7 protein-coding genes are annotated in these 12,512 nt (G+C 63.3%); 4 read left to right on the top strand and 3 right to left on the bottom strand.

Annotated features, from left to right (window positions below; translation table 11 throughout):
* Positions 1-142 precede the first annotated feature (142 nt).
* Both FRC98_RS16960 and FRC98_RS16955 read right to left on the bottom strand, forming a co-directional pair.
* Positions 143-1,150, bottom strand: coding sequence for a hypothetical protein (locus FRC98_RS16960; RefSeq protein ID WP_146982623.1), 1,008 nt, complete (start codon positions 1,148-1,150; stop codon positions 143-145).
* A gap of 171 nt (positions 1,151-1,321) precedes the next feature.
* Entirely contained in the window at positions 1,322-3,832 is a 2,511-nt protein-coding gene (locus tag FRC98_RS16955) for an RCC1 domain-containing protein (protein ID WP_146982622.1), read from the bottom strand.
* Between the two features lie 526 nt (positions 3,833-4,358).
* On the opposite strand from FRC98_RS16955, the gene FRC98_RS16950 reads away from it, so the two are divergent.
* Together FRC98_RS16950 and FRC98_RS16945 are read left to right on the top strand one after the other, a co-directional pair.
* Complete coding sequence (locus tag FRC98_RS16950; RefSeq protein WP_146982621.1) at positions 4,359-4,796, top strand: hypothetical protein; 438 nt, start codon at positions 4,359-4,361, stop codon at positions 4,794-4,796.
* A gap of 372 nt (positions 4,797-5,168) precedes the next feature.
* Positions 5,169-7,397, top strand: coding sequence for an amino acid permease (locus FRC98_RS16945; protein ID WP_146982620.1), 2,229 nt, complete (start codon positions 5,169-5,171; stop codon positions 7,395-7,397).
* A gap of 450 nt (positions 7,398-7,847) precedes the next feature.
* Here the strand turns inward: FRC98_RS16945 and FRC98_RS16940 are convergent, their stop codons facing one another.
* Positions 7,848-8,813, bottom strand: a complete 966-nt coding sequence (locus FRC98_RS16940) for a hypothetical protein (RefSeq protein WP_146982619.1) — start codon at positions 8,811-8,813, stop codon at positions 7,848-7,850.
* 1,299 nt (positions 8,814-10,112) lie between these two features.
* Between FRC98_RS16940 and FRC98_RS16935 the strand changes: the two genes are divergently transcribed.
* Entirely contained in the window at positions 10,113-11,297 is a 1,185-nt protein-coding gene (locus FRC98_RS16935; RefSeq protein ID WP_146982618.1) for a hypothetical protein, read from the top strand.
* A gap of 1 nt (position 11,298) precedes the next feature.
* Positions 11,299-12,474, top strand: coding sequence for a hypothetical protein (locus FRC98_RS16930; protein ID WP_146982617.1), 1,176 nt, complete (start codon positions 11,299-11,301; stop codon positions 12,472-12,474).
* Positions 12,475-12,512: the final 38 nt, after the last annotated feature.

Genomic DNA, 12,512 nt, shown 5'->3' with positions numbered 1-12,512 from the left:
CCCGTTGCGCACCCGCAAACCCTCATTACGAACCTCCCCACATCGCGAACCCCCGGCGCCCCACAACCACACAACCACACAACCACAACCCGCACCCCTCCCAACTCACGCATCAACTCCCAACATCGCGCCCCCCCCCAACTCAAACCCGCTCCCTACGCCTCTTCCTGAAATACATCCATCCCAACACCACACTCCCCGGGAAGCATGCCCCCAGCGCAAACACGATTAGAAGATACGCCACAAAGTTCTTCCAATAGATAGAAATCTCTTCTTCGCTCTCTCTGTAGACCGGCCACACATCATCACACGAAAGATCAACCTCCAGAGAGTCGCTCCAGATCTCAACTTCACTGCCCGGAAGGTGTGCTTTCATCTGTACGGTATGCGTACCTTCTGACAACCCGCCCCCCTGGTTGTCCTCTTCACACCCGGCGTAGATCAGCGCTCGACCTCGGCCCGACAGCCCCTCACCCACCGGGCCTCCAAAGCCCGCGAGCGAACGGGAGTACTCCCAGCGCTCCCCATCCACATAGGTCGTGAAAATCAACAGCTCCCACCAGGGCAACACCTCTTCGGAGGGGAGGAGTGCTACCAGGGCCTGGTCGGCCGCGATCTCCCATGAACAACTTCCCGATGTTGTATCGACCTCCAGCGGCGCATCCGGGCGCTGATCCACACGAAGTCTTCCCAATTTCTCGGGAAATGGGGCGGGCTCCGTCGCCTTGAAGACATGCTCCATCACAGGTTCTGGCGGGTCCTCACAGAAGTTGGCTCCGCGCACCCGATAGGTAGCGCCGGGCTCAAGGGCTTCCAGCGGCTTCCAAAAATAGATGTTATGGTAGGAGGGCGAGCCTTCGTCGGCCTCGACTTTTTCCAGCACAACCGGGATGTCGACTTCTTTTTCACCATCCAAACGCGTCAGACGAAAACGTTCTTGGAGTGTTTTAATAGAAGGCGCTCCTTGTTCCAACGTGGGAACCCAGTACCCGCCTTCAAAATTGGCCGGCGCCTGATAACGAGGCAAAAACTCTTCGTTAAAACACTCCATTGCCGGTGAGCACGCGTCGGCCTTTTGATATAAACCTACCGACACACCCACAATAGCCAACGCGACCCCAAGATAATATTTAACTCGTCGCTCTACCAAAAGTGCACCTCTGACCCAAAGAGTGACAACGAAGAAAGCGCCCCTTTACGCGTGTGCCCACACTAGCAAAGGGAGATTTTCGCGTCTTCTGACAACTGGCCACCCTTTGCGCCCCCCCCAACGCACGTTTCAACTCCCAACATCGCGAACCACCGGCGCCCCCCCGCGCTCTCACAACTCGCGATGCGCCGGATAAGGCTCCAGGTGCTCGACCATCGCGCCGTCACCGAGCTCGCCGTTGTAGTTGCTGCCTTTGCAATGGGCCTGCCCCTCCATATCGAGCACACAGAGATGTTCAAACCCCATCGACACCGCGCTCACCTCAAAGCCCGTGTCCAGGGACCGCAACGCACCAACAATTTGCGAACCTCCCGCCACGATAAGCCCGTCCACATTCCAGCCGGCACAGCTCACCTCCCCATCACGCAACGCGCATAGGGTCTGATCGTAGAGCGCGATCTCATCCCAGGGACCGCCAAGCTCGATCGGCTCGGTGACCGTGGTGCTTCCTCTCGGCCCTCCGAAAAGCTCGCGGGTTCCCCAGCAATGCACCTCTCCCTCGTCGGTGCGCGCGCAGGTGTTGTACTGACCGGCCTCCACCTCCACATAGACCTCCTCCGAGGCGATCGTCTCAGGTGCTTTCCAATTCTGACTCGCCGCACGTCCGAGCTGGCCGTAGGCGTTGCTGCCCCAGCAACGGATCTCCCCGGCCTCCGTAAGCCCGCAGCTGTGGTGAGGCCCGACAGCGACCGACACATAGTCGGTGCGCGCCTCAACGCGCCGGGGCTCTGCGGCACTCATCCGGGGATCCATGCCGACCTCCCCATTATAGTTGGTCCCCCAGCAATACATCTCGCCACTGGCGGCGACGCCACACGCATGAAACTGGTTGAGCGCCAGCGTTTGAAAGTTCAACTCTCTCAGATCCGCCCAGGCCAACGCATGGCTCGCCTGGTTTGATGAATCTGATCCCAACCCCTGATGTTGATTGCTGCCCTGACACCTGGTCACGCTCTGCTCCCCCTCGAACGTGATGTTGCACGCGGTCCATCGGCCTAACACCAGCAGATCGTAAGTGGTGGCTCCGGTGGCGATGGAGGTGGGAAGGGCCAGGTCGCCGGCTTGCAAACGGTCCAGCTGCCCCTCGGCGTTGCGTCCCCAGCAATGCCAGCGGTCCTCGCCACGGAGTTGCCCACAGTTACTGCCATAGCCGGAGACCAACCTTGAGAAGCGCGCTTCCCCCTCAACCGGTCGAAAGGAGTTCCCACGAACCTGACGTCCATCCCCCACCTGCGCAAAAGCGTTCTGCCCCCAACACCACAGCTCGCCATCGCTATCAAGACCGCAGGTGGTTAACCCTCCCAGCTCCACCTGCATCCAGCGCAAATCACCGGCAACCTTGTCGGGCTCGGCGTCCCAGCTCTTTGTTCCGTGTCCGAGCTGACCACGGCGATTATCACCCCAGCAGTAGAGCTCGTCGCCAGTGGTGATGCCACACGCCGACTGAGTATGGAGGTGCACGGTGCGCAACGCCGGAACCGACGTGCTCCGGGTAGGAGGTTGCACCCCGTTGCCGGCGCGCTCCCCGGTCACTCCGGATGGGTTATACCCCCAGCAATACAACTCCCCATTCTCCAGGACCGCACACGCCGCGGTCACCCCCACGCCCACGCTGGTAGCGCGCCCCGGCAACACCAACCTGGAGGGCCGCGCGATCACCTCCTGGTTGCTCTCCGGGTTCACCAGGCCGAAGGTGTTAAGCCCCCAGCAATAGACTTTGCCATCGGTGGTCACAGCACAGGTGTTGTTGATGCCAACCGCCACTTCGGCAATGGGATCATCGATCCCGACCTGGACCGGAAGCGCGGTCGACACTCCTAACCCTTCTCCCACCGCACCGCGCGCGCTGTACCCCCAGCAGTACAACGCGCCGGCACGACTCAACGCACAAGTGTGGTAGGGCCCGGCGTCCACCCGGATGATGTCGTCAAGCTCGCGTACAGGAGTGGGCTCGAAGACCACCTCAGCTCCTTCCACGCCCGTCACTCCGTCGTAGTTCAGCCCCCAGCAGTAGACCTCGCCAGGGCGAGTAACGGCACATGCATGACCGCCCCCGACGGCAATATCGATGACGTCCGGGAGTCCTTCTCGCCGGACCGGCTCCGGGATCGGACGAACTTGTTGGTTCGTAGGCTCAATGATCGCGCCGGTGTTATGACCCCAGCAATAGACCGCCCCCTGCCAGTCGAGCGCACAGGTGAGATCGACAGAGGCCGAGACCTTCCGCCAACGCTCAAACTGCACCTCCACCTCAACAAGCTGCTCCAGCGCCTCATAGCGCACCGTCACCTGCGCACTTCCCTCCGCCACGCCGCGCAGCTGCCCATCCTCCCCGATCGCCACGACCTCGCTATCGCTGGAGGTGAGCTCCACATCATCGAGCAAGGTCGCCGGGTTGAGCCGCGTGCCGCTCGCGTCGAAGAACGCAATGTCGAGCGCCCGCTCCTCACCCACCGCCAAGGTCTGCGTCGCCGGCTCCACCAGCATCTCCTCAACCCAGACGCTGTCCTCATCCTCAACAATGATCAGCGGCTGCTCGGGCGAAGCAGGCTCGCCACATCCCCACAGAAGACCGCCGGCCAGCACAGCGCCTGACACATAAATAAACTTCGATGCGCTCACGTTTTCCTCACCGTTATTCCGGGTCTGCGACGCCACTGCCGCTCCCATTACAAAAATCGCGTTCTTCGTCCCTCATCGCCCACGCAGCGTCCCGGCCCAACATCACCGGGGGCCCCGAAGTCAGACCCGCGACACGTGCCGCGCACACATGCCCGCATGCCGCGCTCCCAAAGAGCAGACGACGATGGCACCTCCATGCCCGAACTGCGTTGTCAAAGGTTCGATGCATCTGTGCTAGCGGCCTACCCCGTAGGTGTCAACAAAACGTATCGTCGAGGTGCGATCGAATCGCCCCCTCCACCCCGACCCGGGGTCAAACATCCCCCTTTATCTATGCGGACTTCCGCCCCTGACCGCCCCCTCTTGCGCACCCTGAAACTCTCATTACGAACCTCCCCACATCGCGAACCACCGGCGCCCCTCAACCACACAACCACACAACCACACAACCACAACCCGCGCTCCCCCCAACACACGCATCAACTCCCAACATCGCGAACCCCCTCTCCCCAACCAGGAGTCTCCCATGCTCTCTCTCACCACCAGCCGCACCCTCGCCATCGCCACCCTCGCTGCACTTGCCTTCATTGCTGCCTGCGGCGATGCAGATCTCGAACCCGAGACCGACAGCACCTCCGCCCCCCTGACCTGCGAGAACCTCATCGAGCGCTTCGACACCTACGCCGAAGCCAACAAATCCTGCGAGGTGGTCGACGATTGTGTGGTCGTCGCCGCGCCCGAGCCCTGTGATTGCACCTCCTCCCTTGGCGACTTTAGTGGTGAAGCCATCAACATCGACGCCGAGGCCGGCGCTCAGCCCTACATCGAACTCTTTAACTCGGGAGATTGCGGCGACATCGGCGCAGAATCGGGCTGCGACATCGGCCCCTACCGCAACCTCGACTGCGTGGAAGGCCGCTGCGTGGTCGATGAGGGTATCGAGAGCTGCCTGCTTCCTGAATAATTTTATTGAAACCGACCACCGAAACCGACCGAGAGTCGCGCAAGGTCCCGATTCTATGCGGATTTGCGCGCCTCCCCCCGTCGTCACCGACCCGACCGGGAGTCACACATCACCCTTTATCTATGCGGACTTCCGCCCCTGACCGCCCCCCTTGCGCACCCGAAAACCCTCATTACGAACCTCCCCACATCGCGAACTACCGGCGCCCCTCAACCACACAACCACACAACCACAACCCGCACCCCTCCCAACTCACGCGACAACTCCCAACATCGCGAACCCCCGGCGCCCCTCAGAAATTGACGTCACCCCCACTCCGCTCTATCTCTGGTGGACCAGATCCCCCCGTAGTCCCCAGAGCTGGAGCCATTGATGGTTCAACCCGCTACTCCTCAAGTAGAGAGCGCCCAGAGCGCCCAGATCAAAAACCAGTTTGGCACCTTCGGCGGCGTCTTCACGCCCTCGATTTTGACCATCCTGGGCGTGATCATGTTTATGCGCTCGGGCTTTGTCACCGGTCAGGCCGGCCTGGGCTCGGCGATGCTCATTCTGGTCATCGCCTCCTCCATCACATTCTTGACGGGCCTGTCCATCTCGGCCGTCTCCACCAACACCGAGATCAAGGGCGGCGGGGCCTACTTCCTCATTTCCCGCTCACTCGGCCCGGAATTTGGCGGGGCGATCGGCCTGGCCCTCTTCTTTGCCCAGGCCCTGGCGGTGCCCTTCTACATCCTGGGTTTTGTCGAGGCGCTGGCCATCACTTTCCCGGCCGCGCAGGAGCATTTTACAGCGATCGGCCTGGCGACCATCGCCGTGCTCTTTGTGATCAACTACGTCGGCGCCAGCTGGGCGATTAAGACCCAGTACGTCGTCTTAACGATCCTGATCTTGAGCATCGGGGCCTTCTTGATCGGCGGGGTGCTCGACTTCGACCCGGCCATCGCTCGCTCCAACTGGGAGTCCGCCTACACCGAGGGTAATAACTTCTGGGTGGTCTTTGCGATCTTCTTTCCGGCAGTCACCGGCATCGACGCCGGCGTCAACATGTCGGGCGATCTCAAGGAGCCGGAGCGCTCCATTCCCCGGGGGACCCTGGCCGCCATCGGCGTGGGCTTTCTGGTGTACCTCTTCAACATCATTGTCTCCGGCGGTTCCACAAGCCGCGCCAACCTCATCGGCGATCCCTTCGGCTCGCTGCTGGCCCAGGCCGGCCCGGCGGCCTTTCTGGTCACCGCCGGCGTGTTCGCCGCGACCATCTCCAGCGCCATCGGCTCGCTGCTGGGCGCCCCGCGCATCCTTCAGGCCCTGGCCCGCGATGACATCTTCCCCGGCCTGGGATTTTTCGCCAAAGGCACCGAGCAGGGCGATGAGCCCCGGCGAGGCCTCTGGCTCTCCCTTGGCATGGGCATTGTGGTGCTGGTGCTGGCAGGCGCCGGAGGCGGCGCGCTCAACGCGGTGGCCGTGGTGCTCACGATGTTCTTCCTCTTTGCCTACGGCATGACCAACGCCGCGGCCTTTATCGAACAGTTCAGCCGCAACCCCTCCTTCCGCCCGCGCTTTCGCTTCTTCCACTGGTCCACCGCCCTCATCGGCGGGGTGGGCTGTCTGATGGCGGCCTTCCTCATCAACGCGCTCGCCGCCCTGATCTCCCTGATCCTTGTCTCGGGCATCTTCCTCTACATCTCGCGTCGCGTGCTTCAAAACACCTTTGGCGACGCGCGCCGCGGCTTCTACTACGAGCGCGTGCGCGCCAACCTCGCCAAGCTCGCCACCTTTGAGAAACACCCCAAAAACTGGCGCCCCACCTCGCTGGTCCTCTCCGGAAACCCACACACCCGCCAGACCCTGACAACCTACGCCTTGTGGCTGGGCAGCGGTCGCGGCATCACCACCATGGTCAACGTCCTTGAGGGCGACCTCTACGAGCGGCTCGACGAGCGCGCCCAGGCCCGCGAGGAGCTCGAAGCCTACGTGCACGACAACGAGCTGCAGGCCTACGTCGACGTCGTGGTCAGCCCCTCCTTTAAGGAGGGGCTTGCAATGCTTCTGCAGGCCCAGTCCATCGGCCCCATCAAACCCAACATGATCGTCTCGGGCTGGCCCTCCAAGCCTCGCGACTACATCGACTTCGCCCACCAGCTTCACATGACCCACGAGCTGGGCATGAGCCAGGTGATTCTGGTCGACCGCGGCCTGCCCGCCGAGCCCAAACGCATCGACATCTGGTGGCGCGGCGAACAGAACGGCTCTTTGATGGTCGTCCTGGCCTACCTCTTAAGCCACAACTGGCTCTGGAACCGCGCTCGCATTCGCCTCATCACCATGCTCGACCCCGGGGAGACCCGCGACGACGCGGCCGCCCAACTCGCCGCCCTCCTCGACGCAGCTCGCCTGGAAGCCGACTACGAGATCCTCCCCCTGGGCGACTTCGCCACCCAGCTCCCCCGGGTCTCCGCGGACGCCGACCTGGTCATGCTCGGCTTTCGCCCCCCCGCCGACGAACACGCCGAGGCCTTCCACAACGCCTACACCGGCTTCCTCAAAGACCTCCCCACCACCATGCTCATCTGCTCCACAGGTGACGTCGACCTCATGTCCTGACCCCGACCGACAGTCGCACACCCACCCGACCGACAGTCGCACATCCCCCAGCTTTTATGCGGCGATGCGCCACTTCTACCCTGGCTCGCATCGCCGCATTCAGCCGAATTCCCCCCCAGATTTCACCGCTCTCATCCACACCCAGGCTCCCCGCACCAAATTCGCCCTGCCTTCGCCCCCCTCAACACGCATTTCCCCCCAAGAATCTCACCCCACCGCCCCCCCGAACCCCCAACCAGCCCCCACCCCACGCAGAGCTTGGCCTCAAGCGCCCATCACGCGCCCGAAGCCAGACTTCCCCCACGTTTTTACCCTTCCCGCAACGCCCCCGAAGTCGCGTCGCCACGCATCTCCTTCAGCTTCGTCACATCTTCTCAGCAGCACGGCGCCACATCTTCCCGGCAGCGCAGCCCTGCATCTTCACAGCCCCGCAGCCCCTCGCCACCTGGCTCAACCCGCCAGCGACACCCCCGCCGCCCCGCCACACGCAGGCCGCATATTCGGCGCGAGCCCCGCCTCAGTCGGGTCGCGCTCCTGGCACTTCACCGGCGCATTTTGCTTGAGCCAGAGCGTCCCGCTGGGAAACACCACCCGCTTTTTGCCCTGCACCCACCGCTCCCGCTGGCGCGTGTACGCTGCGTAAAACGCCCGCTCCCGCTCGATCGCAGCCCGCATCACCTCGGGATTCTTCGACGCAAAACGCGGGCGAATCCCCCCGGCCTCTGACTCGGTCGCGGGCCGAAACGTCGGCAGTTTTGCCAGAATATCGGCAATCCCCGCCACGCGCCGCTTCTCGCGCTCCCGCGCGGCGATCAGCTCGTCTTCCTTCTCTTTGATGCGCCGCTCAAAGTAGGCCACAAGCTCCTCGAGCGTCATATGGTCGTAGCCCGGCGGCCGCTTCGCCTTGAACTCAATAAACTCGGGCTGGCGCTTGCTGTAAAAGTCCTGCGGACGCGGCACTTTGACCGTCTGCTCCCAGTCGGCGGGCCGGATCATAAAGCCCGGCCACTCCTCCACCCGGTCCACAAGCTCAGAGAGCACCGGGTTGAGGAAGGTGTAGAGAAGTTTCTCCTCCATCGCCTCATGGTCCAGGAGCACCGTGTCGCAGTAGGGCCCCTCATCCCAGAAGTAGCCGCGCCGCCCCAGATCGGCGTTGCGCGCCCGGGCAAAGCCGGCCATCGCATCGCGCATAAACGCGCTGCGTTTGGCCTTCGGATCGGTCACCACGATATGCACATGGTTCGACATCACCACCACGCCATGCACCGAGACCCCGCTGCGCTCGGCGGAGCGCGCGACCTCGTAGTTTGCTATCGCGTTCATCGTATCGTCGGCGCGCAGCAGGAACTTCCGATCCAGGCAACGACGCGTCATCATAGCGACCTGTTCTTCAACATGACGGCGAGGACGAGTCATGGGGCTCTCCGGGCAAAGAGGTAAACGAGATGAATACGTCGTCTGCCTGTTATCGAGAGCCCGAGCGCGATGTTGCGGCCGGAACGCAAAAAAGGTGGGTGCGTGTAGGTCTTCGCAAGACCAGCCTTCAATCACTCCAAAATGCCGATCACCCGCATATCCCCTGGACCTTGCACGACCCCCGGTCGTTTTCCATCACCCAACCTCATACCGACCGGGAGTCGAACATCCCCCTTTATCTATGCGCCTCATCGGCCATTCCCGCCCACAAAATGCATCCGCGTATCAACCCGCTAAAAAAACGTCGCCCTGGCTCCACAAACCCGCAACGATCCCCTCGACTCTCACCTTGCCCCAGTCCGTGGACCTTGCACGACCCCCGGTCGTTTTCCATCACCCAACCTCATACCGACCGGGAGTCGAACATCCCCCTTTATCTATGCGCCTCATCGGCCATTCCCGCCCACAAAATGCATCCGCGTATCAACCCGCTAAAAAAACGTCGCCCTGGCTCCACAAACCCGCAACGATCCCCTCGACTCTCACCTTGCCCCAGTCCGTGGAGACCAACGCCACCGTCGTCCACGCCACTCGTATCCGCCGCGTAGCGCTCTCGGCGAATACATCCCCCCTCCCATCCCTCATCATCCGCCACCCAACCCCGCGCTCACCCGCATATTTACTGGACCTTGCACGACCCCCGGTCGGTTTCCATCACCCAACCTCATACCGTCCGGGAGTCGAACATCACCCAGTATCTATGCGCCCCATCAACGCTTTCCCGCTGACCTCCACGACCCGCACCACTTCCCACCACCCTCACTCCCCCCAACTCCGCGCTCACCCGCATATTTCCTGGACCTTGCACGACCCCCGGTCGGTTTCCATCACCCAACCTCATGCCGTCCGGGAGTCGAACATCACCCTTTATCTATGCGCCCCATCAACGCTTTCCCTCACCTCCACAACCCGCACCACTTCCCACCACCCTTATTCCCCCCCCAACTCCGCGCTCACCCGCATATTTACTGGACCTTGCACGACCCCCGGTCGGTTTCCATCACCCAACCTCACTCCGACCGGGAGTCAAACATCACCCCCTACCTATGCGCCTCACAGCCCCCTCAATCTCACATTCTCACTCCGTCCGGGAGTCAAACATCACCCCCTACCTATGCGCCCCACAGCCCCCACGCCCAACTTCCCCCCCCACGCCCCCCCTCCTTGCATTTCCCCCCACCACTCCGTAACTTCCCCGTGTCCCGCACCGACCCTCACACCCGCCCCGACAGTACCGCCGTGAACTCACTCCCGCTGCGCACATGGGCCATCGCGCTCTTATGGATCTTCTGCGTCGGTTGCGATTCCGAACTCACGCAAGAGTGCGACTCCCCCACCGATTGTGACACCGAGCAGACCTGCCTCGGCGGACGCTGCGAGCTCACCGACACGTCGCTTCCCGACGTCGGCGAAGACGCTCCCCCCTCAAGCGACTGCCGCGTCGACCCCTGCGCCGACGGCCTGCTCTGCAACGCCACCACCGGCGCCTGCGAGAACTGCACCCTCGATGAGCAATGCGACGAGTACGCGGTCTGCCACGCCACCGAGCGCGTCTGCACCTGCCGCGCAGGCTATGTGCGCTGCGACGGGCAATGCGTCTCTCAAGACTCCGTCGAAAGCTGCGGCAGCCAGTGCCAGCCCTGCCCCGAGGTCGCGCATGGCGAGCCTATCTGCGTGCAGCAGACCTGCTCCGCGAGCTGCGATGAGGGGTATTTCCTTTGCGAAGAGGGCTGCGACGGCCCCCCCGGCACCTGCGTCGAATGCCTGGACCACACCCACTGCACCGACCCGCTGGCCCCTGTCTGCAACCGGGGCAGCTGCGCCGGCTGCGCCTCCAACCAGGACTGCGCCGACGTGGACGGAAAAAACGTCTGCGACCTGGAGTCAGGCACCTGCGTCGAATGCCAGCTCGACCAGGCCGAGGCCTGCGGCACCTTCTCCTGCGACCCGCAGACCGGGGCGTGCACCGACACCTCGCTTGGGAGTCGCACCAGCTGCGAGAGCTGCCGCTCCGACGCCGAATGCGCCTCCGATCACGTCTGCGTCGCCATGAACTTCCAAGGTTCCCCGCGCAACTCGGCCTACTGCCTGCGCGTCGACCGCGCCCCCACGGGTGAGACCGACTGCCAGGAGCCCTTCACCGTCCTCGACATCAAAGAGAGCATCACCACCGCAGAGCTCGAGATCGTCTGTGGCGTCAACGAAGCGATGACCACCTGTGAGGCCGTTCTCGATTACGACAGCGGCTGCGCCGAAGATGACGACTGCGGCGCCCCCGGCCTCGACGATGGCCTCTGCGAACCCATCGAATTTGAAGGCGCACGCTGCACCTTCCCCTGCGACACATCCCTCGAATACCCCCAGTGCTACTCGCCATTTAGCTGCGCCACCGGCATCGACGCCCAGTACTGCGGGGCCTACTGAGATGTGTGTTCCTGCATCTGCCAGACTCGCCATCTTCGCCCGCATCGCGGCGTTACTCGCCACACTGATACTCACAGCCAGCGCCTGCTCCTCTCCCTCCACCGTCAGCTGCAGCGACGACCAGGAGTGTTTCGACAACGAAGAATGCCGCGCCGGCATCTGCGTGGCGGTCGAAGCCGATAGCGGTGAGCCTGACTGCGTCGAGAACATCGGCATCTGCGGCGAGGAGTTCTGCCACCCCGAGCTGCGCCGCTGCGTCGAATGCGTGCGTAACGACCACTGCCCCGACCAGCGCGTCTGCGACCCTACCACCAGCCAATGCGCCTGCCCGGCCGGCACCCACCTCTGCGGTGAGACCTGTGTCGACTCCAGCTCTCCTTCCCACTGTGGCTCCCGCTGCGAGCCCTGCCCCACCGAGCCGGGCGCCGAGGCCACCTGCTCCCAGGACAGCTGCGGGCTCGCGTGTGCCGAAGGCTTTTTCCCCTGCACCGGCCCCGACTGTCCGGCCCAATGCGTGGAATGCTCGCGCCACAGCGACTGCACAAGCCCCGAGCGCTCCCGCTGCTATCAGGGGCGTTGCCAGGGCTGCGCCACATCCCAGGACTGCGCCGACCGCCCCGCGACCCCGGTCTGCAACCCGCAAAACGGCACCTGCATCGAGTGCACCCCCTCCGAATCCGGCGCCTGCGACGGCGACTCCTGCGACCCGACCACCAACCGCTGCACCGGCACCGCCACCCGCAGCCTCGACACCTGCGATCGCTGCAAAGCCGACATCGAATGCCAGGACTACCAGCGCTGCATCCCCATGAACTTTGCCGGACAAGACCGCCCCGACGGCTACTGCATGAACATCGAGAGCCTGGGCGCCTGCCAGCAACCCTTCCCCATTCACCTGGAGCGCGTCAGCCTCTCCGGCCATCCCCTCACCCGCTACTGCGGCGTCCGGGAAGAGAAGATCACCTGCGAGGCCTACCAGGATTTTGGCAACCGCTGCGAAGAAGACGACGACTGCGGCACCACCGGCCTCGACGACGCCAACTGCACCTGGTTCTCCGGCGGCCCCGAGCCCCGCTACCGCTGCTCCTACCCCTGCACCAACAACGAGGACTGCCCCAACGGCGCCTTCTGCACCAGCCCCAACAACGGCTTCTGCCTCGACACCAACCGCTTCTAAAAAAACGCGTTACCACCACGACAAAGTGGCCCCCATAA

This window comes from Lujinxingia vulgaris, assembly GCF_007997015.1.
Taxonomy (GTDB): domain Bacteria; phylum Myxococcota_A; class Bradymonadia; order Bradymonadales; family Bradymonadaceae; genus Lujinxingia; species Lujinxingia vulgaris.
The sequence above is the reverse complement of the archived record's forward strand: the minus strand, read 5'-3'. Positions and strand labels throughout refer to the sequence as shown.